This is a genomic window from Vibrio sp. Vb0598 (genome assembly GCF_033338935.1).
GTDB lineage: Bacteria > Pseudomonadota > Gammaproteobacteria > Enterobacterales > Vibrionaceae > Vibrio > Vibrio alginolyticus.
The window spans coordinates 49,059-73,839 of the sequence record NZ_JAWOTP010000012.1 but is presented as its reverse complement, the minus strand read 5'-3'; the positions used below and the strand labels follow the sequence as shown (position 1 = coordinate 73,839).

The window sequence follows — 24,781 nt, the reverse complement described above, 5'->3', positions numbered from 1 at the left end:
GAAGGCCGGTCTATTGCTGAAAGCCATATTGAGCAAAAACGCGTGCGGCTTCGTCCGATTTTAGGTACTGGAAGAACTGCTCCGACTCAGTAGAATCATTCACAATTGCAGCCGGGTAAACAATAGCCGCATGCGTATCACTCGCAAATTCGCCGAGAATTTTGACTTTATCAGTTAACTGAGCATCGGTTTTGTAGACCACACCTAAAGGCGCTTCTCCACGTTCAACCAACGCCAAAGCTAAGCGCACATTCTTTGCTGGTGCGACGTGAGTTTGAACCGCTTTCCATACACCCAGTGTAGTCAATGACTCTTTCGCGTACATACCAGCAGGTACTGACGTCGGATTGCCTAAAGCAAGACGATTTCCATGCAATGCCTTCTCCCATGCCTTTGCATCAGAAAAGTTAAATGAGGTTAATTCTGAAGACTGAGGAGCAATCAACACTAAGCTATTGCGCACTAGATTTGTGACATTGTCACGATAAATGACGTCTTTATCGACCAAATAATCCATCCATTTCGTGTTCGCAGAAATGAATACATCCGCTGGTGCGCCATTGATAATTTGTCGAGCGATAGAAGAAGAACCACCATAAACGGGAGTGATAGAAACGTCATACTTTTCTTCAAAGTTTTGCGCGATTTCGTTAATCGCATTCGTCATAGAAGAGGCTGCATACACTTTTAGGTTCGTTGCTGCGTTTGCTGAAAATGAAATGCTTAATACTGCCGCAAGGCAAGCATGCTGTTTCCATGCTTTCATAGAGATACTCCAATACAAGGCAAGCGAAAGAACAGGTTATTTGAATATAAAGTTCAATCAGTTAATGTGCTATTTAAACAAAAAATCAAGGCGCATATGTTGTTCTATAGCATCTGCGATGCGATTAATGCCTTGCTCCTTTAACTCTTTAAAGTCTTGTTGTTTGATTTGGGTGCCGTTTACCCATTCTGATACCAGGCTTAAGACATCTGCCTCATCAAAGAACCCGTGAAGGTAGGTTCCCATGATTTGGCCACACTCGCTGATCGCCCCTTCCGCTTCACCGGAACTGAATGTAAGAGGTTGCAGGCCCCGTACTTCACTTCGCCCTACGTGGATTTCATAACCCTTTACATTGGCTGTTTTGCCGTTAAGAGAAAGCTGTGCTTGTGTGTTTGTAAGCTGTTTGCTGTTAGTTAGCGTCGTAGTGATATCAAGCAAGCCAAGTCCTTCGCTTTGACCTGGTTGGCCTTCGACGCCGTTTGGATCATCAATCAAGTTTCCAAGCATCTGGTAGCCACCACAGATACCAATCACTTTTCCACCAAGACGAATATGACGCAAGATATCTTTATCCCACCCTTGGCTTCTTAGATACTCTAAGTCGTCTCTCACTGATTTGGTCCCAGGCAAAATAACAAGGTCGGCTTTATCTATTTTTTCGCCTTTACCTACATAACGTAGATTGATATCTGGATTCAATCGCAGCACATCAAAATCAGTATGATTACTAATCCGGGTTAAAACAGGCACAACAACATTCAGTTTTACCTCAGAGTGCAACTCTTGCTGCGCAGTGATCGCGTCTTCTGCTTCTAAATTCAAACCATGAAGAAAAGGAAGTACACCAAGTACAGGTTTACCTGTTTTTTCTTCTAGCCAATCGAGGCCCGATTGCAATAAGCGAATATCACCTCGAAAACGGTTGATAACAAATCCTTTTACTCGCGCTTGTTCAGATTCAGAAAGTAACGCAAGTGTTCCGTACAAATGTGCAAACACTCCACCACGATCAATATCAGCAACAATGATCACTGGTACATCAGCGGCCTCAGCAAAACCCATGTTTGCAATATCGCCTTCTCGTAAATTGATTTCAGCAGGACTCCCCGCGCCCTCGATAATGATCGAATCAAATTCTTGAGTCAGACGAGAGAAGGAATCTAACACCGTGTCCATCGCCACTTTCTTGTAATCATGAAAGCCAGCCGCATCCATATTGGAAATCGCCTTACCCTGCAAAATGATCTGAGCACCTGTATCACTGTTAGGTTTAATTAAAACCGGATTCATATGTACAGTTGGCTCAATATTACACGCCTGTGCCTGAACGGCCTGTGCTCGACCTATTTCACCGCCATCTTTGGTTACCGCACTATTTAGTGCCATGTTTTGTGGCTTAAATGGGGCAACATTTATCCCTTTTCGTGCTAATACACGGCATAAACCTGCCACAAGGACACTTTTTCCGGCATCCGAAGTGGTGCCTTGAACCATTAAAGATGGGATCGCTGATTTCATGAATGTTTCTAAGGAATAGAGGAAGATGAACAATCATAACGTCATCGTCCCCACTTACTCAAGCAAATGAATAGAATATGAATGTTGAAATCATCATTGGTTCAAACAAGCCCTGTTTTAATGACCCCATCAAAACAAACCGATGAGGATGTAACATGAAAAAGAATACAATTATCGCAACAATCGCCGCCTTAGCTATTGCTCCTTCTATCGCGTTCGCGAAAGATAACGCTCAAAACCAATCAAACTTGCAGTTTAACGGTCCTGTCACTGTGGAAAAATTGGATGCCTTGCTAAACGACTCCAATATGTTTACTGAAAAAGATGTGGTCGTTGAAGGTAACTTATTGCGTCAAGTTCGCGCGGATAAGTTTGTCTTTAGCGATGGTTCCGGTGAAGTGATGGTCGAACTCGATGACGATATTCAGCTAAATACTCCGATTGATCACACGACTAAAGTCCGTCTGTTTGGCGAATTTGAAGGCGGGAACAAACCAGAGATTGAAGTCGAACAACTCGTGGTCATGTAAAACAAACCCCGATTGCTGTGCATATCAACATGATGTAGTGACGATTACAGCTAAATAGTGACGGCAAGCACTTAAAATGATAGCTTTATCAATCTTGGTCTGCTTTTTGCAGACCATTTTTTTGTTCATTTTAATCATCTTGCCCGGAGACACCATGCTAGGTAAAGCTCTAAAGGTTGCAGCCTTTGGTTTGTGTGCTATTTTGCCACTTTCCGCACACGCAAATAATTTCAACTACAACACGATGGAATTTCGCATGGGCACTAGCCCTGGTACATTTGGTGGCGAGTTCAATACCTACTTTACAGAGAATACCCATTTCATTGCTCGCGCAGACAGTGAATTCAGCGGAGACTGGGACATTGCTGGTGGTATAGGCTTTAATGGGCCAGCAGGCCAATTTGCAGATATTTATGGCCAAATGTTGGTACACAACATTAAAGAGAACGGCAGTGATAAAGTGGGCGACGAGTGGCGCACGGAAGTGAATATTGGCACTCGTATTTGGTTTATGCAAAATGTTGAGCTACATGGCCGTATCGGCCAAATCATAGATAATGACGATTCGAACACCATTTACAATCTGGGCGCACGATTCCACTCAACTCAGCAACTATCGCTTGGTGCAGATTTCAAAAATAATGGTGTCTATGGCCAGCAAATTGTAATGTCTGCTCGTTTTGCATTTTAGTGGACATGACTATGACTACCAGGGCATCACAAGCAAGCATATGATTCAATAAAAATGGCCTCCAATTTTGGAGGCCATTTTTTGTTAATCACGAATCATTAGCTTGTAGCAGAAACTAGCTGTAATACATCAGTTTTTAGCGGTTTTTTTAGGTTTATCTTGCACATATTTTTTCGATACATCTACAACGGCGATATCTCTAAAAAAGCTTCGACCAAGCAAAATTGGAAACGTCATATGTCCGCGATCCGCTAACGTAAACTCTGTCTTTTCTTTGTGATCCCCAACGGTAATGTAGGCTTTTACCACCGCTCGTTTATCCACCTCTTCTGACGAAGACTGCTTAACTTTAGCCCAGCGCTCAACGGGTACTTTAAATTCTTTGGTGTCTTTGTCACCTAAATCTATCTTAAATTTAACCCAGTCTTTACCATCACGCTCAAACGGAACAATGTCAGTCGCACTAATTGATGATGTTGTCGCACCTGTATCGACTCTAGCCTTGAAAGTCTGGTCAATTTCAGGAACATAAACCCATTCTTCAGAACCAAGAATTAACATGCCATCGGGTGTTTTTGTGACCTTGACTGGCTTCTTAGGCTTTGGTTCCGGCTTTTTCTCAGGTTTCGCTTCTGGTTTGGGCTCCACCTCTGGCTTTGGATCTACATCAGGTTTCACTTCTGGCTCGACTTTAACGGGCTCTTCGACCTTTGGCGACTCTGGCTCAACAGGTTCCTGCGTCGTTTGAGTTGACGTACAAGCAATTAAACTGCCGCTCATCATAAGCGGCAGAATCAGTTTCCAGTTTTTCATCCACACTCCAATTAAGCTTGAGATACTTTCTTAATTGCGTCCGCTACGTATGGAATATGAGTTTCGGTAAGTCCGGCAATGTTAATTCGACCATCGCCAACACCATAAATGCCATAATCTTCACGCAGTTGCGCCATTTGGTTTCCACTAAAGCCTAGCACAGTAAACATGCCTTTGTGACCCTCAATGAAATCAAATTGATCTGTATTATGGTTGTTTCTCAACTCGTTACACAAACTTTGACGAAGGCTAACCAAACGATGTTGCATTTCACTCAATTCTTGCTTCCAAACGGAAGTGAGATTGTCATCTTGCAGAATGGTCTTAACTAAAGCTGCACCATGGTCGGGTGGCATCGTGTAAGTCGAGCGAGCTAGAGTGAGGAGTTTACCTTTTGCATTGGTTACATCATGCATGTTCTTACCAACCACAATCGCTGCACCAGTTCGTTCACGGTACAGACCAAAGTTCTTCGAACATGAAGTAGTAATCAACATCTCTTCAACGTTATCTGCCATAAAACGAAGGCCTTTTGCGTCTTCTTCTAGGCCATCACCGAAGCCTTGGTAAGCAATGTCCACAAATGGGATGAAACCGTTCTTCTGCGACAATTCTGTAATGGCTTGCCAAGCAGAGAAGTCAATATCCGCACCAGTTGGGTTGTGGCAACAACCATGAAGAAGTACCACATCTGAAGGCCCAGCTTTCGCAAGATCATCCATCATTTTTTCGGTGTCTACTTGTTTCGTTTCCGAAGAGAAATAGTGGTAGAACTTAACTTTAAGGCCTGCTGCTTCCATCACTGGCTTGTGGTTTACGTAGCTTGGGTTGGAAATCCAAACCGTCGTATCTGGCTGTGCGATCTTCATTAGATCACCGAGCATACGCAGCGCACCACTTGCACCTGGCGTTTGAATAGCTGCAACACGAGCCATTGCAGACGTTCCCGTCAGTAGCAAATTGATCATGCTTTTATTAAATTCTTCGCAACCTGCAAGACCAACATAAGACTTGGTTTTTTGAGTTTCAACAACGACATCCTGCGCCATTTGAATGGCTTTCATAATCGGCGTTTCGCCTGCGCTGTTTTTGTATACGCCAATGCCAAGGTCAACCTTGTTTGGACGTTCATCGTTACGGTATGCAACGGATAGAGATAAAATAGGATCTAATACGGGAGTTGGGAGATTAGAAAACATGAAAGTCATAACCCTTTGAAATTCAAGTACCGAACCTCACGTTAACACCATCGCAAAAAATGACGAAATGATTTTTCACTTATTTCATCAATTAGAGAACAAAATTCTGGATTGCGGTGAGTTTTGTGCGCTCTATCGTTCAGAAAAAGAACGATTCACTCCTCGTTGTACCAATCCACTCTACCGTTTTTTCTAAACTCTCTTGGTGTCATGGTCGACCACGCTTTAAAACGTGTACTAAAGTTAGCGCTGGTCGGATATCCGACTATTTCTCCAATATGCTGAATTGGCCATTCTGTTGAACGAAGTAACCTAGCAGCATATTCCATGCGCATACGCGTTAAATGTGCCATTGGGCTTCGACCAAACTGCTTTTGAGTCAGTCGATGCAAATGAGGCTCCGAACATGGATATAGAGCCGCCACCTGCTCAACGCTCCAATCCTTATGGAGCTGACGTTGGACAAGGTCAAATACACGCCGAAGCCTCAATTGGCTGCGTGATATCGACTCTGAGGGCGGCATGTTTAACATCAGCTCTAACTGAGCCACACTATGCTCACCTACCGCACCACCATAATCGATTGGAAGGTTAATGCTGCGTAGTAACGTTTGGATACATGCATACATCACTTCAGGTGTAGATGAAAGCTGGTAGCGAACATCGCATTCTAATATCGGCCACTCTCTATCAGGAGCAAGAAAAAGCCACGCGATCTGCCAAGGTTCTTCTTCTATACCAAAACCGTTTTCAACACCTGCGGGTACTGTAATCAACGAGCCCGGTTCCAAATCGTATCGATAAGTCCCACTCTCTAGCCACCCTTTACCACGCACCGTATAGAGCAGCATGTGTTTCTTTTGGTTTTTACGATAAACAGAGAAGAAGTCACGACAAGTGGCAATGCCGCACTGCACAATGCCTCTCTCCTCAAGTGCTAATACTCGACTGTGATCAATAAACTCTTGATAAGTTTTTTCTGAAATCGCGTAGCGTTCTTGTTTATCTTCCATGATTTATTGGCTCACATGTGCGTTAGTAGAGAGTTTTACAAAGGTTTTGGATTCCTTTGAAAAATACACCGCCAAATCATGAGGATAAACTACTCGCATTCATCTTTAAGGAGAAATGCGATGCTCTTAACACGCGAATACATCGATAAAGCATTTTGGCAAAAGCTGATTACGATTGGCCTACCTGTTTCACTTCAGTCCATGCTTTTTGCTTTGCTCGGCGTCGTGGATATTTTCATGGTAAGCCTACTCGGAGAATCTGCAACGGCAGCAGTTGGAGTTGGAAATCGTATCTTTTTCTTCAACCTAGCGGTTGTCTTTGGCCTGTGCGGTGCAGTTACCGTACTTGCTTCTCAATACTACGGCTCAGGAAACCTAGCCGGAATTCGCAGAACGTTGGCGCAATCTTGGTTTATTTCCATTTTGGTGACGCTGCCGTTTATCGTTCTTTATGCGATTTTTGATGAAGAGATCGTCTCTTTTATGTCAGACGATCCTGAATACGTCACTTATGCACGTGATTATCTTGTGGTTACGGGCTTTAGCCTCATTGCTACGGCGATAGTAGTACCGATTGAAGCGGTATTGCGCTCCGTGGGCCAAACCAAACTGGCAACCAACGTTAGTATCTCCGCCATTGTCGTTAACGTCGCGCTTAATTATGTATTGATTTTTGGTTTACTTGGTTTCCCTCAATGGGGCGTATTTGGTGCAGCCGTAGGTAGTTTTGTTTCTCGATTTTTCCAAACGGCCGTCTTGATTTATTTTTTCTACAAACGATATGCTTACCTAATTCCGACTAAGTTCGATTGGGTACAAGGCCGCTTAAAACAGTATCGAAAAAAGTACTTTAAGGTTTCTTTACCCATGTTGGTCCACGATGCGCTTTGGACTGGTGGATTGATCGTTTACAGCATCATCTATGGTCAATTGGGCGTTTCAGAACTGGCGATCATCTCATTCTTATCACCGATTGAAGGGGTACTGATTTCAACCTTTATGGGATTTGCGGTCGCTGCATCCGTTCTTCTTGGGAATGATATTGGTGCAAAACATTATGACCGAGTCGAGAAAACGGCGTGGTGGTATGTGTTAACCAGCGCAATCTTAGCCACCTTGCTGTTTTTCCTAGTGTGGTTGAGCTCGCCCATGATTCATCACCTATTGGTACTGAGCCCGTTAACCGATGCAGACATGGCACTTAACGTATGTTTAGTCATGGCGCTAGGTATGATTTTGAGGGTGTTTAACATGGTTGGGATTGGCGGCGTACTAAAGAGTGGCGCTGATATTCGCTATAGCATTTTCATCGACACGTTCGGTCAGTGGGCTATTGGCATCCCTCTTACTTATTACACAGGCATGGTGTTAGGGCTGCCTTTGCATTTTGTCTTGATGTCTCTGCTCGCAGAAGAGTTAGTGAAAGGCGTACTGACGACTTACCGTATTCAATCTAAACGTTGGATAAATAATATGGTTGAAGATGACCAATCGGTGACAGCGTAACCAAAAAGACATTAACGAACTCACACCAAAAGGGCTCACCCGTTATGCACGCGTGAGCCCTTTTTATGTGCGGAGAATGCTTGATTAGATGTCCGTAAATCGATGAATGATTTGGTTTGAACTGCCACGCCATTCGAGATTGAGGTCTTTCTTGTCTTGTTCAAACTTACCATCAATCAAAACATCGATGTATTGCACCACTTCCCTTTGCGCGTCATTCAGTTCCGTCAGCGTGTAGCCAGTCCAAACCCAAATGTCTTTACCTGGGCACTCCTCTCTCACCCTTTTCACTATCTTCAAAATATGAGGCACATTAGCAGGGTGAAGCGGATCTCCACCCGACAACGATAAGCCACGGCGTTTGATACGCGTGTCGTTTAAGTCAGCGATGATTTTGTCTTCCGCTTCTTGCGTGAAAAGTACACCAGAATCCAAACGTTGCGTCGACTGGTTATAACAGCCACGGCACTGATGCACACAACCCGACACAAACAGCGTGCAGCGCGTACCCGGTCCGTTAACAACGTCAATTGGATAGTATTGGTGGTAATTCATAATGCGTCTCTGTGTTATCGCGAAAGAGAAAATCAACCTGTTTAAAGTTGATTTTCAAAGTGTTAAAACGAGTGGTAGTAAACCTTACAGGTGTTTAACTCGGCGCTTCACTTCTTCTTGCTTACCGAAGTTAAACGGGCGTGCATCTGGGCTGCCTAGGTAGCCACAAACTCGACGTGTTACTGATACTTTAGTTGAGTCATGGTTACCACAGCTTGGGCAAGTGAAGCCTTTACTTGTACAGTCAAACTCGCCGTTGTAGCCACACTCGTAGCACTCATCAATTGGCGTGTTTGTACCGTAGTAAGGCACTCGGGTGTAACTGTAGTCCCATACGTTTTCTAGTGCTTCAACGTTACGTTGCATGTTCGGGAACTCGCCGTAACAGATAAAGCCGCCGCTTGAGATTTCTGGGTAAGGCATCTCAAAGTCGATCTTGTCGTATGGGTTCACCTTCTTCTCAACATCTAGGTGGAAGCTGTTGGTGTAGTAACCTTTGTCTGTTACGCCTTCAATTACGCCGAACTCTTTCGCATCGATGCGGCAGAAACGGCTACATAGGTTTTCACTTGGCGTTGCATATAAGCTGAAGCCATAACCTGTTTCGTCAGCCCATTGATTCACAGCATCTTTTAGATGCTTGATGATCGCGACCGCTTTTTCACGCAAAACAGCGTCATCATAAACGTGCGCTTCTGTACCGAATAGCGCGTTAATTGTCTCGTGTACACCGATGTAACCAAGAGAAATAGACGCACGACCGTTCTTGAAGATATCTGCGATTGAGTCGTCTGCTTTCAAGCGAACACCACATGCGCCTTCCATGTATAGGATTGGGGCCACACGTGCTTTCACGTTTTCAAGGCGAGAGATACGTGTCTCTAGTGCTTTACGAGCAAGACGTAGGCGGTCATTTAGAAGCTCGTAGAATTTCTCTTCGCTTCCGTTTGCACGGATAGCGATACGAGGAAGGTTCAAGCTCACGACGCCAAGGTTGTTACGACCTTCGTGAATCAGCTCACCGTTTTCTTCGTAAGTACCAAGGAAGCTACGGCAACCCATTGGCGTTTTGAATGAACCGGTTACTTCCACTACTTTGTCGTAGTTAAGAATGTCTGGGTACATACGCTTAGACGCACACTCAAGCGCAAGTTGCTTGATGTCGTAGTTTGGATCTTCTGATTTGTGGTTCAAACCATCTTTGATGCCGAATACAAGTTTAGGGAATACCGCTGTTTTACGGTTCTTGCCTAGACCTGCAATACGATTCTTCAGAATCGATTTCTGGATAAGGCGTGATGCCCAGCTTGTACCAAGACCAAAACCAAACGTAACGAATGGTGTTTGACCGTTCGCCGTGTGTAGCGTGTTTACCTCGTACTCTAGAGATTGGAACGCGTCGTAACACTCTTTCTCAGTGCGTGCTTTTGCGAACTCTTCTGGCTCAGCAATGTTCCACTCTTTTGCGATCTCTAGGTGTTTCTCGTAGCTTGTGATTACGTACGGTTCTAGAACCTCATCAATACGGTTGATGGTTGTACCGCCGTAAATGTGGCTCGCGACTTGAGCAATGATTTGCGCTGTTACCGCTGTTGCAGTCGAAATTGATTTTGGCGTATCAATCTCAGCGTTACCCATTTTAAAACCATGCGTCAGCATGCCTTTAAGATCGATAAGCATACAGTTAAACATTGGGAAGAACGGTGCGTAGTCTAAATCGTGGTAGTGAATGTCACCCACTTCGTGCGCTTGAACCACATCGCGAGGAAGAATGTGCGTCTTCGCATAGTGTTTCGCTACGATACCAGCCAACAAGTCACGTTGAGTCGGAATTACTTTGCCGTCTTTGTTCGCGTTCTCGTTGATTAGATCCAGATTACTTTCTTCAATCAAACCTTCGATTTCGCGAGTTAGTGCACTTTGCTTCTCACGAGCGATGTCGCGATCGTGGCGATATTCAATGTAAGAACGCGCTAGGGCTTTGTAAGGACCTTGCATGAGTTCATTTTCGACTAAGTCTTGAATCTCATGGATGTGAACTTCATCGTGTTCTCTTAACTGTAACTCGACAGCAAGAGCCACATTAAGAGCATAAATAGCGACATCCTTATCTTTGTTTTCCGCTGCTGCTTCAACTGCTGCTTGGATACGATCCCTGTTGAACGGAGCTCTTGATCCGTCGCGTTTGATTACGATTGGTTTCACTTTGTTCTCCTTACCCGAGCATACTCACAGAGTTATCCACAAACACACTATATGGGGTTGTTTTTTATTCTGGCAACACAATATATTGTGGCGTATTTAACGAGAAGCACCACTCGAAAACATTGATTTTGATCAATAAAGATTGGCTAGCGAACAAGAAGAAATCGATCTTATTGGCGTTGATCTCAGTTGCGAAGAAAACCATGAAAATTGCAAAATTGGTACTAAATCTACTTGCTATTTTTGGAGGTCTTGTAGGATAAAGGATGGAAAGGAATACGCTAAAAGATAGGAGTGCAACAGGCCAAAATGCGATCACTTTTTGTTACGTTAATATTACTTTTTAGTTCTCTTTCATTTGCTCAAAACTCCATCAATCTAACCAGTTGGAACATAGAATGGTTATCTATAGATGGTGGAAAAGTGTCGAGAACACCACAAGATTTTGAAAAGCTGACCCACTATGTGGATAAAACACAAGCCGACATTTTTGCTTTTCAAGAAGTCGAAAGTGCTGCTGCCATCCAAAAAGCCGTTGGCAATGACTTCACTATTTATCTTTCCGATCGTTCAAACGCCTCCAACCGACACCTTCAGTTTAACGACACCAACCAATACACAGGCTTTGCCGTGCGCAATGGCGTAAGCGTATTAGACAAGCCAGACTTCTCTATCACACGAGGCAACAGCAAGCTTCGCTTCGCGAGCTACCTTGTTTTAAATCCAAACCAAGAAAACGAGACTCACCTACTCTCTGTACATCTGAAAGCGGGTTGCAGTGGCGCGTATCGTAATAACCGCGATTGTAAGATAGTGAAACAACAAGGACAGGCACTAGCTAAGTGGATAAAGGCGCGCGAGGACAACAAACAACATTATGTCGTGCTTGGCGACTTTAACCACAACTTGGGTTATCAAGGAGATTGGTTATGGGACGTGATATCGGACAATACTAGTGCAAAGCTAGTGACTAAAGACACTAAAGCGGAATGTAAAGTGCGTTCTAATCGTAATCCGAATAAAACCCACCAATTCCGCTCGGTGATAGACCACATTATTGTGAGTGGTGATTTAAAGGCGTCGTCTGGTGTTCAAACCGTTTTCAAAACACAAGATGTACTCGACTATAAACTGAGTGACCATTGCCCGGTTTCTACGACACTCACTTTTTAGCGTTTAAGTTCTCTGTTAACGTTGAGATACTCTTTTTTGCGTTGAAGAACTCTTTAGCCACGAACCATTCTTTTAGCGGTGAATGACCCAACCAACATTGCCGCTATAAAGAGCAGAACTTGTGTGTTGCCAGTAAAAAGGCTGGCAACCGCAGGACCAGGACACACACCCAGTAAGCCCCAACCAATACCAAACAGTGCTGCACCACCGACTAACTTTTTGTCTATCGTTTTAGAAGTCGGACAGACAATCTCATCACCAAACACAGATTCGCTTCTTGGCTTTATTAATAAAAGATAAGCTGGAACGAACACCGCAAGTGCTCCGCCCATTACAAAGGCTAAGCTTGGGTCCCATGAACCGGTAATATCAAGAAAGCCGATCACTTTTGCCGGATCTGCCATACCAGAGACCACCATACCAATACCAAAGAGCACACCAGAAAATGCAACAACGGACATTTGCTTAATACTTTTCATTACGTGAGTTTTCATAACGACACTATTCCTCACGATACTAGCAAGACGGTTAACATGGCTGTGGCCATAAAAGTACACGTCGCGACCACAGAACGGATTGAGAAACGCCCTATCCCACAAATGCCATGACCACTAGTACAACCATTGCCGATACGCGTACCGACACCGACTAACAAGCCAGCAACGATAACTAAAACAACAGAACCGCTGTACTGTTCTGGTACATGCCCGCCAAGAACATAAACAGCAAACACGCCACCTAATACCATCGCAATTAAAAAAACAATGCGCCAAACGCGATCTGCGTTCTCAACGGCACCGTTTAAGATCCCACTGATCCCAGCAGTCTTGCCAGTAAATAGCATCAGTGTTATCGCTGATACGCCAACTATTATGCCGCCCAAAAGCGACATCCAAGGAACTTCAAACATAGCAACCGCCAAACTAATTACTTACAGAAAACTTGCTTAAATGCCTCAACCAGCGGACCAACTCTTTCATCAGAAATTGAATAAAATACCTGCTGAGAAACCTTCCTAGCTTTAATGATGTCGTGCTTTCTCAATACGGTGAGATGTTGTGAAAAAGCAGATTGGCTTAATGATGAACCTTCAAACAGTTCACCGACCCCTTTCTCGCCTTCAATCAGCTTACACATCACGATTAGGCGCTCTGGATGAGCCATAATTTTAAGTAGCTCACTCGCTTCGGTCGCACTTTGTAGCATACTGTCGCCCATTCTTATGCCTCTTCATTACTACATTACATTTTATTAGATATTACTAATTAATATTATTAAGTCAATGCTAATGTAGATTAAATAATATTAGACTCAGCTAATTTATTTAAGTAAGGTGTAGGCGTTTTCGATCATTCAGCAGGAGAAATCCATGAGCAAAATCGTGATTATTGGTGGGGTTGCTGGCGGTGCATCTGCAGCAGCTCGCGCTCGTCGTCTTAGTGAAGACGCAGAAATCATTATGTTTGAACGCGGTCCATTTGTGTCATTTGCAAACTGTGGCTTACCCTATCACATTGGTGGCGATATCCAAGAGCGCAGCAAACTGCTTCTTCAAACGCCTGAGAGCTTTCTAGCGCGTTTCAATGTTGATGTCCGTGTGATGAACGAAGTGGTTTCTATTAACCGTCAAGACAAAACGGTTACGGTTAACAATTTGCTTGATGGCTCTGAATACCAAGAGAGCTACGACTTTCTTCTACTCAGCCCTGGCGCAGGTCCAGTTGTGCCAGCTATTCCGGGTATTGATAACCCGTTAACGCACTCGCTGCGCAATATTCCAGATATGGATCGCATCATTAAAACGATCGAAACCAACAAAGTTGAACACGCTACGGTCGTTGGTGGTGGTTTTATCGGTTTGGAAATGATGGAAGCCTTCCACCAGCTAGGCATAAAAACCACATTAGTCGAAATGGCGGATCAAGTGATGACGCCCGTTGACCGTGAAATGGCTGGCTTCGCACATGCTGAAATTCGTGAGAAAGGCATCGACCTTAAACTTGGCGTCGCACTTGAGTCGGTGAAATTCGTACCTAACGAGCACGTGGCAAGTTTCGACTCTGGTGAAAGCGAAAAACACCAACATCTAGAAGGTGAATTGGAATTAACACTAAACAATGGTGAAAGACTCACCACCGATATTTTGATTATGGCAATTGGTGTTCGCCCCGAGACCAAATTAGCAAAAGAAGCTGGCTTAGAAATCGGCGCTCTTGGTGGTATTTATACCAATGAATACATGCAAACCAGCGATCCTTCGATCTACGCTGTCGGCGACGCGGTAGAAGAGAAAGACTTTGTGACTGGCGAGCAAACTCTAGTGCCACTTGCGGGCCCGGCAAACCGTCAAGGCCGAATGGCAGCAGACAACATGCTTGGCCGCCAAGAAACTTACCAAGGTACGCAAGGCACGGCGATCTGTAAGATTTTTGATTTAGCCGTCGCTTCTACTGGTAAAAACGAGAAACAACTGAAACGTGAAAACATCGCTTATGAAAAAGTGTATGTGCATACAGCAAGTCACGCGAGTTACTACCCAGGTGCAGAAACCGTGTCATTCAAAATGCTGTTTGATCCAGTAACAGGTAAAATATTAGGTGCGCAAGCAGTAGGTAAAGACGGTGTTGATAAACGTATCGACGTAATGGCAGTTGCTCAGCGTGCTGGTATGACGGTAGAGCAACTGCAACACCTCGAGCTAACTTACGCGCCACCTTATGGCTCTGCTAAAGATGTAATTAACCAAGCGGCGTTTGTGGCAAATAACATCATCAAAGGCGATGCGACCGCGATTCATTATGATGAAATGGATTCACTGACAGAAGACCAACTGTTACTTGATGTTCGTAATCCTGGTGAATTGGAGTCCGTTGGTTATCTTGAAGGTGCAATTAATATTCCTGTCGATCAACTACGTCGTCGCATGCACGAACTTCCTAAAGACAAAGAGATCGTGATTTACTGTCAAGTTGGGTTACGCGGTAACGTAGCATACCGTCAGCTGGTCAACAATGGTTACAAAGCCCGCAACTTGATTGGTGGATACAGAACACTCAAATTTGCTCGCTTATAACTTGATAATAAAAAAGAGAAAACCTTGTGCTTGGTTTTCTCTTTTTTTGCAGGAAAGAAAGCGTAGATCATTCACCTTCAATTGCCAAACGGACTGCTGCTTGAGCATGGATAGAAGTGGTATCGAGTAGTGTAACATCGGTGTGACTTTGGTTTACAAGTAAGGCAATTTCAGTACACCCGAGAATCACAGCTTCAGCTCCGTGCTCTTTTAGTTTTTCAATAATTTGCAAGTATATCGTCCTTGACTCCTCTTTGATTTCACCTTGGCATAACTCTTTATAAATAATGTTATGTACTTTAGAGCGGTCGTCTTGATCGGGAATGACGACATCAAGCCCATAACGGTCGGAAAGCCTTCCTTTATAAAAGTCTTGCTCCATTGTGAATTGAGTACCAAGGAGTCCGACCTTTTGAACCCCTTTCTCACGAAGTAACTCAGCAGTCGCGTCTGCGATATGTAGTATGGGGATATTAATACTGGCTTCAATTTGAGGCGCAACTTTGTGCATTGTGTTAGTACAAATAAGAATGAAGTCAGCGCCCCCTTTTTCTATTAAAGATGCAGCATCAGATAGAATGCTTGCCGTTTCTTCCCATTTACCTTGATGTTGAAGTTTCTCTATCTCCGAAAAATTCACGCTATACATACAAATTTTTGCGGAATTTAGGCCGCCTAACGCCTCTTTGACTCCTTCGTTGATCAATTTGTAATAACTAAGCGTCGACTCCCAGCTCATACCACCTAGAAGACCGATAGTTTTCATATAACTCTCCAATCGTTATACACCACCGTGCCAGGGGTGTTTTTACAAAAAAAATCAGCCACTTAAATAAGCAGCATTCAAGCGTCTTCACTATTGAGCATTGGGTAACACGAAAATAAAATCATTCCCACAAGGACCGCTACGCGATTCTCATATATCCTCGCAATATCGTTACTGCATTTCCAGAAAGCTTAACGTGCTCAGTGCTTAACAACTCTGTATGGACGACCCCACTTCTCTTGGAGGCTTGGAAGCCTTTCAGTTGCTTTTTGTTGAGCTCTTTAGCCCAGTAAACACATAAAGCGCAATGTGCAGAGCCTGTAACTGGGTCCTCATTAACACCTACCCAAGGCGCGAAGTATCGAGAGACAAAATCGGCGTCAGTGCTTGATTGAGCAGTGATGACGACGCCACGGCCTTTTTGTTTAAGCAGCGCACCAAAATCAGGGTCGAGCTGTTCAAGCACAAATTCATCATTAATGACGACCAACTGCTTATTATCAAACTGACCGTAGGCGACTACATTGGCGGCATCTAGCCCCAAACCATGAAGTAAGTCTTTGTTAATACTAGCTCGCATATCTAAAGTTGGAGCAGGAAACACCAAATGAATTTCTTCATGATCGAGTTGTGCAGTTAAAACCCCAGATAGCGTAACGAACTCAATCGTATCTCCAGTATTATATAACCCCTGCTCTTTCAGAACGTGCGCCGTTGCAAGTGTGCCGTGTCCACACAAAGCAACTTCCGTCCTCGGTGTAAACCAACGAAGTTGCATTGTACTGAGTGACAGAAATGCCGTTTCAGATAACGACATCTCGGCCGCGATGGCCAACATCGTTTCCTCATCAAGGCTTGACTCTGTGATACAAACACCCGCGGGATTACCTTTGAAAACCTCTGATGTAAACGAGTCAACCTGAAAAATTTTAACTTCCACGAAATATCCTTAAGTTCTATCAAACACGTAATTCTGTATCACGTGATTTTTAATATCTGTTGTTTGAGCGAAAAAAACCTATGAAATTTTCTACCAACCTTATAGGTCTTGTTGGAAGCGCTAACAAACAGGAGAATGTAGTTAATTATGCAAAACGTAAAAAGCCATCATCAATGTGACTCAATTGGATATCTTATCGGAGTTTTCGGCGTTTCTTTAGTTCTAATATGGATTGGTATTTATAAATTCACACCTACAGAGGCCAAGCTTATACAACCGCTCGTTGAAAATCATTTTCTGATGAGTTGGTTGTATGATGTGATGTCAGTTCAAGCCGTATCAAACATCATTGGCGCAACAGAAATCATTGTCGCTATTGGATTAATCGTTGGCCTTAAAAACACACGAGTCGCTTATTTTTCTGGCATAGCCGCCGCAATTATTTTTCTTGCGACACTCAGCTTTCTAATTACGACACCGAATACATGGAAAGTGTCTGATGGGGTTTTGGTGACAAACTTCTTTTTAGTAAAAGATATTCTATTTTTAGCCATTGCGATTAGCGTCATCGAACGAAACAAGCCAAACAGAGAATAACTCTAAATAGTTCGAAATCTTGTTTTTCCAGAACGTAGCCTGAAAGGTGAAAACGACTTACAAGTCGAATGGTTCTGTCAATAACTCTAAACAAAGGCTCTTAAATTTAGAATGTTTAAGAGTCTTTGCCTCTTAATTATGCGAAACAACATCCTAGCGTAAAGTTAAAAGAAAAGCCTTTCACTCTACTGCTAAGGTTTATTGATACTTTGCCGAAGTAATGAACTCACCGAATGTCTCGCACCATACAACAACCGTATTGTATTCAGAAATTGAAGTGCTTTGAGGAACCTCAACAACGAAGTTATCGAACGTTTTGACATCACCAATTAAGCTCATTTCAGATTTAAGGTCATTAAACTCTTGTTCCGTTTCGACAAACTTAGGAGATAGATAGAGTTTATAGTCTGGTCCGGGAGCGAGTTTTCCTACCAACGTAATGACTTCAGAACTCAAATGAATCTCTCCCTCTCCCCAATGAAAAGCATCGCTACCTTTGAGTTCCCTCTTAAACACTGCGCTGTATTCTGCACCTTGCTTGCTCTTAGCAACTTGTTCATCGGTCGGCGCAGGTGGTGCAATAAGGATCGGTAAAGTATAGATACCTATCGCAATGCCAATAGAAACTGCCACTAAGTGACTGATTGTTAATTTAATTATATTTTTCAAGGTCATAAGCATCTTCTTATTAGTTTTACTACTTGAAATTAGATTCAAATCGGCCTTATCTGTCTATTATCGAGCAGCATAATGTCATTAACATTATACACAAGCTATGCGCACTAAATGCAGACTGAGCGCAATTAAAAACGGCTGATAATTAATATCAGCCGTTTGCTTATCGGAAATGTCGTTGTGCCGGTTTGGTCACTATTCCGCTTCCACCAAAGCGATTTTATCGGATGTCGATTTTTCCAATTTTATCGCAATAAACTTAGAGGTTGGCGTAAACGTTCTATCCCCATAACTGTCCAAAGGAACTAATGGGTTTGTTTCTGGATAGTAAGCCGCCGCCTGACCTGCTGGTACATCATAGGCAACAAGCGTAAATCCGCTCACACGGCGCTCAACGCCATCTTCCCACAATGACACCATGTCCACTTTGTCGCCCGGTTCAAAACCGAGTTTACGAATATCCGCTTCATTGATAAACAGCACTTCGCGCATACCAAATACTCCACGATAACGGTCATTCAAGCCGTAAAGTGTCGTATTGTATTGGTCGTGTGAGCGCATGGTTTGCAAGATCAAATCTGGCTTTTGGCCTTTTTCGAGTATCGCTTCGCTGATCAACTGCTTCGGCAACTCGCTAGAGCTGAACTGTGCTTTGCCGCTTGGTGTATTCCATCGACGCTCGGCAGCTGGGTTTACCAAGTGGAATCCACCTGGGTGTTTAAGCTTATGTTTAAAGTCGGTAAAGCCCGGAATCGTGTCGGCAATCAAATCGCGAATACGGTCGTAATCTTCAATCGCCCACAACCAATCAATTGGTTTTGCCCCGAGTGTAGCATTGGCAATACCGGCAATAATCGCTGGTTCTGAACGCAAATGCTCCGAACGCGGTTTTAGCTGACCAAATGAGATATGTACCATGCTGAAGGTATCTTCAACCGTCACGCCTTGTGGGCCAGTCGCTTGCTGATCAATCTCAGTACGGCCTAAGCACGGAAGAATAAGCGCATCTTTACCTGTGACAAGGTGAGAACGATTTAACTTCGTCGAAATGTGTACGGTTAAATTACAGTTTCGCATTGCGTTGTGCGTACGTTCTGTGTCTGGCGTTGCTTGTGCAAAGTTGCCGCCCAAACCGATAAATACTTTCGCTTGCCCTTCTTCCATCGCTTTAATGGCTTGCACAGTGTTGTGGCCTTCACCGCGCGGGACGGCAAAGTTAAATCGACTTTCAATGCGATCCAACAACAGCTCTGAAGGTTTTTCATCAATGCCCATCGTACGGTCGCCCTGAACGTTACTGTGACCACGCACTGGTGAAAGACCCGCGCCCGGCTTACCAACGTTACCTCGTAACATTTGCACGTTTGCGACTTCTTTAATGGTTGGCACAGAGTGACGATGCTGAGTCAACCCCATCGCCCAACACATGATCACACGTTCTGCACGTCGATACATGCTCGCCACCATCTCGATTTCACTTAAATCAAGACCCGATTGTTCCGCGATGTGTTCCCAAGAGGTTGCGTCCACTTCAGCCAAATACTCATCAATACCTATCGTGTGTTGCTTGATGAATTCACGGTCAAATACCGCTTTGCCACCGTTTTGCAATGCCTCGTGTTCCCATTGCAACAAGAATTTCGCGATGCCACGAAACACTGCCATGTCTCCGCCCAAAGCAGGACGCAGGTACGCCGTGTTGGTAGGCTCTGAGCCGTTACTCAACATCTCAATCGGCATTTGTGGGTTTTGGAAACGCTCTAATCCGCGCTCTTTCAGCGGGTTTAGACAGATAACCTGCGCACCACGTTTTACCGCTTCGCGCAGAGGTTCAAGCATTCGTGGGTGGTTCGTGCCCGGGTTTTGACCAATCACAAAAATCGCGTCGGCTTCTTCAAAATCATCAAAGATCACTGTGCCTTTACCAACGCCAATGGTGTCTTTCATCCCGATTGCACTGGCTTCGTGACACATGTTGGAACAATCTGGGAAGTTGTTGGTACCGAATGCGCGCACAAATAGCTGATACAAAAACGCCGCTTCGTTGCTTGCACGGCCAGAGGTATAAAACTCCGCTTGGTGTGGTGAATCCAATTGGTTGAGATGTTTAGCCACAAGAGAAAAAGCCTCATCCCAAGAGACTGGCACATAGTGGTCGGACTCGGCATCGTATCGCATTGGGTGCGTGATACGGCCTTGGTATTCCAACCAGTAATCGGTTTGCGTTGAGAGAGAAGAAACGCTGTGATTGGCAAAAAACTCAGGATCAACCAGACGATTGGTCGCCTCCCAGTTTACCGCTTTCGCGCCATTCTCACAGAAATTGACTTTACCACTATCCGGCGACTCACCCCATGCACATCCCGGGCAGTCGAAACCGCCATTTTGGTTGGTTTTGAGCATAGTGCGAATGTTTTTAACTGCATTTTCACTGCCCCACCAACTTCTGGTTACGGCTTTCAGTGCACCCCAACCACCAGCTGGACCTTTGTATGTTTTTATTTGTTCTTTTTGGCTCACGACTTTACTCCTCGCAGATATATCAGCAAGCAGGGTGCCCGTGAAAACAAGCGCGTTATTTATTGAGATAATGCGGAAGTATTGAAGGGCTTAGGTTTCTAATCCATGTATTTTTTAATCCAAATAAGTAACCACTCAACATGCTCTCGCCTGTCCGAGCGTTTACTTATCTAGATTCTTGATATCGGATACCCGCCTACTGTTTCTAAGACTGTTAGATTCAATGTGCATTGTTGCGTCTTGATCTAAATCAAAGATTAAGTCGTTATTCAATATGCGTCCAATTGATAATCCTGACCGAGTGATAAACAAAATCTATGACGAATTTTTCCACTGACGGTCATCACATTTTTAATCAATACAATTTATGAGGTTAATCGTTTTCCCATCCGATTCCACCTAGTTCGCTTAACGAACTCAATAAAATCGGCACTCTTGATAATAGATAATATCTATCACACTATAGATACTTTAAATTTGACCCTAATTAATATCAGGAATAGCCTTGATTCAGATCAATTTTGAGTGTGGTTTTATTCTTGACTTGGTTTTGGTTTTCCATTCCCCAGTTAAAACGCTCCAGCGCTTAAAAAGTACGGTAGTGCTGTGCCCTTTTTAGGGAGTTCCCCCGTACATGTGACTCACAACGCAAGGTTAACAAGCCATTATGGATATCAAACAACTTAAATATCTCATCGCACTTGAACAGACCAAACACTTTGGTCAAGCCGCCGCATTGTGCCACATTACGCAGCCTACTTTGTCCATGAGAATCCGAAGCTTAGAGGAAGAACTCGATCTCGAATTAATCCAAAGAAGTCAACGATTTGAAGGGTTTACTGAAGCAGGAGAACGCATTTTAGCTTGGGCAAAAACCGTCTTAGCAGCTCATGATGGATTGCAAGCTGAAGCCGCCAACTGCCGTGGTCAGTTGGTCGGCTCTCTTCGGCTTGGAATGGTGCCACTCGCCAGCCAAAACCCGATGCAATTGCTCAAACCATTAGCTCACCAGTTCCCTGAGTTACGCTTTCAAATACTCTCCATGACGACCGAACAGATCATAGACCAACTCAATCGCAATCAACTTGATTTGGGGATGTGTTATGTCGATCAAGTTAACACCGCTTACTTCGATGTTATCGAGCTAGATTCAACCAAACTTGGCGTTTTATTCGATGAGCGTCATTTTGATTTTGCCGAATCTGAAGTGTTATGGGAGTCACTCAATAACATTCCGCTAGGGCTGCTTTCGAAGGGCATGCACTATCGCCACTCCATTGATCTTAGCTTTGTGAGTAAAGGGCTGGTTCCGCAAACCGTCATTGAAAGTAACTCCACCTTTCACTTGATCCAAGCAGTAACCAGTGGCCTTTGTTGCGCCATTATGCCGCTGAATTGTGGATTGGAAGAGTTGAACGATACGCTTCGCATTATCCCTATCGAAGAAGCCGCCGTTCACGCCCCACTAGGTTTGTTAAAGCGAAAACAAGAACCCTTCTCCGCGCTAACCGATCAGTGCTTCGCAGAAGCAAAAAACATATTCAATCGATAACAACAACCCACACGTCAATGTTTGGCATACATAACGGCTTATGAGGTGATTTCATGAGATGTACTACTCAATCTTATTTTGAACTGTCCGATTTCAATCAAGCACCACCTCAACCAAGTGCGTTCAATTACCGAGAATTGATTGATGGCCGCCCAGTGCAACAAATGTCGCTGGCGAGTGAATCCGCCTTAGCTATCAGCTACAACGGCATTAGCCAAGCGGTCATGATGGTGACGCCAGGCCATCTGGAAGACTTCGTGAAAGGATTTAGCCTAAGCACAGGCATCGTCCACGACTTCAAAGAGATCAAAGACATTGAAATTGGCGGCGATCACGAATCTCACTATGCGGAAGTGGAAATCAGCAACCGCGCTTTCTGGGCGCTAAAAACACAACGTCGGAATCTTGCAGGCACAACCGGATGCGGCATTTGTGGCGTCGAGGCTCTGGAACAAGCTTTGCCTGATTTGGCGCCGCTGACACCGTCTCTTCCTCCGCGCTCCGATGTATTCGAAGGGCTGCGAGACAAAGTCGCACTGCATCAAGAAGCCGCACGTGAATCTGGCGCGCTACACGCCGCTTTATTTTCAGATTTACAAGGCAACATCAAGTTGTGCCGAGAGGACATCGGCCGCCACAACGCGCTAGATAAGTTGATTGGCGCATTGGCCAACAATCACATCGAGCCTCAAAGTGGCTTCGCTATCATGACAAGCCGTTGCAGCTTGGAGTTGATCCACAAAGCCGTTCGCGCGCGTATCCCCACTCTGGTTTGCTTATCTGCACCTACAGCGTTAACCGTCGAATGGGCAAGAAGAAACCATTTGAACCTAATTCACTTACCAAAACACGGCTCGCCGCGTCTATACAGCCCTGCGCCTTAACACGTCAACCTAGCCGAATTCCTAATATTTCTAACGGAGACCTCTGGGTCTCTGTTGTTTGTTTCTCATTCGCGATTGATAGCTAGCAACGAGACACTATTCTTCCAACCAAACGTACTCACCCCTTGTCAGCACTAAGCTTGCGTATATTAACCTGCTTGCATTTGAACGCTTTCCAATCCGATAAGAAACCTGTCAAAAACCCATAAATTAGTAAGGATTTTGTGTGACTCTTTTCACGCTTTTCCGCCTTCCTAGGCATTTCTAGGAATTTTTCCTAGCCGATCTAGGCAACCATCTCATGTGCCTCACAAAACCACTCTCTAGAATTCCGCTCAGTCAAAGGTAACAAGAGCGCATAACGGTCTCCGTTGTGTTTCTAAAACAATTACAAGAGAGTTCATCATGTTAAAATTCCTCGAACAGGTGCGGAAGCCGACCCTCGATCTTCCTGTCGAAGTTAGAAGAAAGATGTGGTTTAAACCGTTCATCCAATCTTACTTGGTCGTATTTATCGGCTACCTAACCATGTACTTGATTCGTAAGAACTTCAATGTCGCGCAAAACGACATGATCTCAACTTACGGTTTGAGCATGACAGACCTAGGTCTTATTGGCCTTGGCTTCTCCATCACATACGGCATCGGTAAAACCGTTGTGTCTTACTACGCTGACGGTAAGAACACCAAGCAGTTCCTCCCTTTTATGCTGATCCTTTCAGGTCTTGCAATGCTTGGTTTCAGCTTCAGCATGGGCGGCGGTAGTGCAAGCCTGTTCTTGATGGTGGCTTTCTACGCTCTGAGTGGTTTCTTCCAAAGTACTGGTGGCCCTTCTAGTTACTCAACCATTACAAAATGGACACCTCGTAACAAACGCGGCTCTTACCTAGGCTTGTGGAACATGTCACACAACGTTGGTGGTGCGGGCGCAGCGGGTGTTGCTCTTTTCGGTGCCAACTACCTATTCGACGGCCACGTAATCGGCATGTTCGTGTTCCCTTCTATCATCGCGATCATCGTTGGTTTTATCGGTATGCGCTTTGGTAGCGACTCTCCAGAAGCTTACGGTCTAGGTAAAGTAGAAGAACTTTTCGATGAAGCAGTGAGTGAAGAAGACACCGCCGCTGAAGAAAACCAGATGACCAAAAAAGAAATCTTTGTTGAATACGTTCTTAAAAACAAAGTTATCTGGCTACTTTGCTTTGCCAACATCTTCCTTTACATCGTTCGTATCGGTATCGACCAATGGTCAACGGTATACGCGTACCAAGAACTTGGTCTGTCAAAAGAAACGGCAATCTCTGGCTTTACTCTGTTCGAAGTCGGTGCGCTTGTGGGTACTTTGATGTGGGGTTACCTGTCTGACCTAGCAAACGGTCGCCGCGCATTGGTTGCTTGTGTGTCTCTTGGCTTGATCATCGTATCGCTTGAGTTCTACCAGCACGCCACTAGCGAGTTCATGTACTTGGCCTCACTATTTGTATTGGGCTTCTTGGTGTTTGGTCCGCAACTTCTTATCGGTGTTGCCGCAGTTGGTTTTGTCCCTAAAAAAGCAATCAGTGTGGCTGACGGCGTAAAAGGTACATTCGCTTACCTAATCGGTGACAGCTTCGCGAAACTTGGTCTCGGTATGATTGCAGACGGTACACCTATCTTCGGCTTAACAGGTTGGAAAGGTACCTTCGCAGCCCTAGATACCTCCGCCATGATTTGTATTGTTTTGCTCGCTTTCGTCGCTATCGCGGAAGAGAAGAAGATTCGACACGCGAAGAAGCTTCAACTTGCACAAAACCAAGCCTAGCT

The 24,781-nt window shown here is 44.5% G+C and carries 23 protein-coding genes; 9 read left to right on the top strand and 14 right to left on the bottom strand.

Annotation, left to right across the window (positions count from 1 at the left end; all coding sequences use genetic code 11):
* Positions 1 to 10: 10 nt before the first annotated feature.
* On the bottom strand, positions 11 to 766 hold the full coding sequence (gene modA / locus R7Q38_RS13645) for a molybdate ABC transporter substrate-binding protein (RefSeq protein ID WP_137282621.1): 756 nt from the start codon (positions 764 to 766) through the stop codon (positions 11 to 13).
* A gap of 69 nt (positions 767 to 835) precedes the next feature.
* Positions 836 to 2,287 (bottom strand): cobyric acid synthase, encoded by a 1,452-nt coding sequence (locus tag R7Q38_RS13640; RefSeq protein WP_025767761.1) that lies wholly within the window; start codon positions 2,285 to 2,287, stop codon positions 836 to 838.
* A 155-nt stretch (positions 2,288 to 2,442) separates the two neighbouring features.
* Between R7Q38_RS13640 and R7Q38_RS13635 the strand changes: the two genes are divergently transcribed.
* Positions 2,443 to 2,817, top strand: coding sequence for a YgiW/YdeI family stress tolerance OB fold protein (locus tag R7Q38_RS13635; protein ID WP_005376220.1), 375 nt, complete (start codon positions 2,443 to 2,445; stop codon positions 2,815 to 2,817).
* A 154-nt stretch (positions 2,818 to 2,971) separates the two neighbouring features.
* Positions 2,972 to 3,508: a hypothetical protein gene (locus tag R7Q38_RS13630; protein WP_017634623.1), complete on the top strand. Its 537-nt coding sequence runs from the start codon at positions 2,972 to 2,974 to the stop codon at positions 3,506 to 3,508.
* 129 nt (positions 3,509 to 3,637) lie between these two features.
* Here the strand turns inward: R7Q38_RS13630 and R7Q38_RS13625 are convergent, their stop codons facing one another.
* The 3 genes from R7Q38_RS13625 to R7Q38_RS13615 all read right to left on the bottom strand — a co-directional run bounded on the left by R7Q38_RS13625 (position 3,638) and on the right by R7Q38_RS13615 (position 6,533).
* Positions 3,638 to 4,321, bottom strand: a complete 684-nt coding sequence (locus tag R7Q38_RS13625; RefSeq protein ID WP_005388032.1) for an ATP-dependent zinc protease — start codon at positions 4,319 to 4,321, stop codon at positions 3,638 to 3,640.
* 11 nt (positions 4,322 to 4,332) lie between these two features.
* On the bottom strand, positions 4,333 to 5,520 hold the full coding sequence (locus R7Q38_RS13620; RefSeq protein ID WP_318114254.1) for an amino acid aminotransferase: 1,188 nt from the start codon (positions 5,518 to 5,520) through the stop codon (positions 4,333 to 4,335).
* Positions 5,521 to 5,675: 155 nt separating this feature from the next.
* Complete coding sequence (locus tag R7Q38_RS13615; protein WP_025767758.1) at positions 5,676 to 6,533, bottom strand: AraC family transcriptional regulator; 858 nt, start codon at positions 6,531 to 6,533, stop codon at positions 5,676 to 5,678.
* Between the two features lie 120 nt (positions 6,534 to 6,653).
* On the opposite strand from R7Q38_RS13615, the gene R7Q38_RS13610 reads away from it, so the two are divergent.
* A complete protein-coding gene (locus R7Q38_RS13610) occupies positions 6,654 to 8,039 on the top strand; it encodes an MATE family efflux transporter (protein ID WP_206225686.1) in 1,386 nt (461 codons plus the stop codon).
* Positions 8,040 to 8,123: 84 nt separating this feature from the next.
* Here R7Q38_RS13610 and nrdG read toward each other — a convergent pair whose 3' ends face one another.
* Positions 8,124 to 8,594 carry an anaerobic ribonucleoside-triphosphate reductase-activating protein gene (nrdG, locus tag R7Q38_RS13605; RefSeq protein WP_005376213.1) on the bottom strand — a complete coding sequence of 157 codons (471 nt, stop codon included), beginning with the start codon at positions 8,592 to 8,594 and terminating at the stop codon, positions 8,124 to 8,126.
* A gap of 84 nt (positions 8,595 to 8,678) precedes the next feature.
* Entirely contained in the window at positions 8,679 to 10,799 is a 2,121-nt protein-coding gene (gene nrdD, locus R7Q38_RS13600; protein WP_005388026.1) for an anaerobic ribonucleoside-triphosphate reductase, read from the bottom strand.
* A gap of 309 nt (positions 10,800 to 11,108) precedes the next feature.
* Here nrdD and R7Q38_RS13595 point away from each other — a divergent pair, with 309 nt between their 5' ends.
* Positions 11,109 to 11,972, top strand: a complete 864-nt coding sequence (locus tag R7Q38_RS13595) for an endonuclease/exonuclease/phosphatase family protein (RefSeq protein ID WP_213903776.1) — start codon at positions 11,109 to 11,111, stop codon at positions 11,970 to 11,972.
* A 53-nt stretch (positions 11,973 to 12,025) separates the two neighbouring features.
* Here R7Q38_RS13595 and R7Q38_RS13590 read toward each other — a convergent pair whose 3' ends face one another.
* The 3 genes from R7Q38_RS13590 to R7Q38_RS13580 are packed head-to-tail and all read right to left on the bottom strand — an operon-like array spanning position 12,026 to position 13,190.
* On the bottom strand, positions 12,026 to 12,466 hold the full coding sequence (locus R7Q38_RS13590) for a YeeE/YedE family protein (RefSeq protein WP_239939094.1): 441 nt from the start codon (positions 12,464 to 12,466) through the stop codon (positions 12,026 to 12,028).
* Between the two features lie 14 nt (positions 12,467 to 12,480).
* Positions 12,481 to 12,894: a YeeE/YedE family protein gene (locus tag R7Q38_RS13585; protein WP_372058356.1), complete on the bottom strand. Its 414-nt coding sequence runs from the start codon at positions 12,892 to 12,894 to the stop codon at positions 12,481 to 12,483.
* 5 nt (positions 12,895 to 12,899) lie between these two features.
* Complete coding sequence (locus R7Q38_RS13580; protein ID WP_005376206.1) at positions 12,900 to 13,190, bottom strand: ArsR/SmtB family transcription factor; 291 nt, start codon at positions 13,188 to 13,190, stop codon at positions 12,900 to 12,902.
* 151 nt (positions 13,191 to 13,341) lie between these two features.
* Here R7Q38_RS13580 and R7Q38_RS13575 point away from each other — a divergent pair, with 151 nt between their 5' ends.
* On the top strand, positions 13,342 to 15,045 hold the full coding sequence (locus R7Q38_RS13575; RefSeq protein ID WP_053349908.1) for an FAD-dependent oxidoreductase: 1,704 nt from the start codon (positions 13,342 to 13,344) through the stop codon (positions 15,043 to 15,045).
* 67 nt (positions 15,046 to 15,112) lie between these two features.
* Here the strand turns inward: R7Q38_RS13575 and R7Q38_RS13570 are convergent, their stop codons facing one another.
* Positions 15,113 to 15,811 carry an aspartate/glutamate racemase family protein gene (locus R7Q38_RS13570; RefSeq protein ID WP_053349909.1) on the bottom strand — a complete coding sequence of 233 codons (699 nt, stop codon included), beginning with the start codon at positions 15,809 to 15,811 and terminating at the stop codon, positions 15,113 to 15,115.
* Positions 15,812 to 15,950: 139 nt separating this feature from the next.
* Complete coding sequence (locus tag R7Q38_RS13565) at positions 15,951 to 16,751, bottom strand: PhzF family phenazine biosynthesis protein (RefSeq protein ID WP_031781164.1); 801 nt, start codon at positions 16,749 to 16,751, stop codon at positions 15,951 to 15,953.
* 147 nt (positions 16,752 to 16,898) lie between these two features.
* On the opposite strand from R7Q38_RS13565, the gene R7Q38_RS13560 reads away from it, so the two are divergent.
* The gene (locus tag R7Q38_RS13560; protein WP_005376100.1) at positions 16,899 to 17,348 is read left to right on the top strand and encodes a YkgB family protein; all 450 of its coding nucleotides are present in this window, start codon (positions 16,899 to 16,901) and stop codon (positions 17,346 to 17,348) included.
* Between the two features lie 198 nt (positions 17,349 to 17,546).
* Here the strand turns inward: R7Q38_RS13560 and R7Q38_RS13555 are convergent, their stop codons facing one another.
* Both R7Q38_RS13555 and R7Q38_RS13550 read right to left on the bottom strand, forming a co-directional pair.
* Positions 17,547 to 18,023, bottom strand: coding sequence for a DM13 domain-containing protein (locus R7Q38_RS13555; protein WP_005376099.1), 477 nt, complete (start codon positions 18,021 to 18,023; stop codon positions 17,547 to 17,549).
* Between the two features lie 195 nt (positions 18,024 to 18,218).
* Complete coding sequence (locus R7Q38_RS13550) at positions 18,219 to 20,543, bottom strand: FdhF/YdeP family oxidoreductase (protein WP_239939137.1); 2,325 nt, start codon at positions 20,541 to 20,543, stop codon at positions 18,219 to 18,221.
* Positions 20,544 to 21,210: 667 nt separating this feature from the next.
* On the opposite strand from R7Q38_RS13550, the gene R7Q38_RS13545 reads away from it, so the two are divergent.
* From R7Q38_RS13545 to uhpT, 3 genes are all read left to right on the top strand, one after another.
* A complete protein-coding gene (locus R7Q38_RS13545) occupies positions 21,211 to 22,095 on the top strand; it encodes a LysR family transcriptional regulator (RefSeq protein ID WP_005376096.1) in 885 nt (294 codons plus the stop codon).
* A 53-nt stretch (positions 22,096 to 22,148) separates the two neighbouring features.
* Positions 22,149 to 22,979, top strand: coding sequence for a formate dehydrogenase accessory sulfurtransferase FdhD (fdhD, locus tag R7Q38_RS13540; protein ID WP_005460891.1), 831 nt, complete (start codon positions 22,149 to 22,151; stop codon positions 22,977 to 22,979).
* A gap of 405 nt (positions 22,980 to 23,384) precedes the next feature.
* Positions 23,385 to 24,779 carry a hexose-6-phosphate:phosphate antiporter gene (gene uhpT / locus R7Q38_RS13535; RefSeq protein ID WP_021707729.1) on the top strand — a complete coding sequence of 465 codons (1,395 nt, stop codon included), beginning with the start codon at positions 23,385 to 23,387 and terminating at the stop codon, positions 24,777 to 24,779.
* Positions 24,780 to 24,781: the final 2 nt, after the last annotated feature.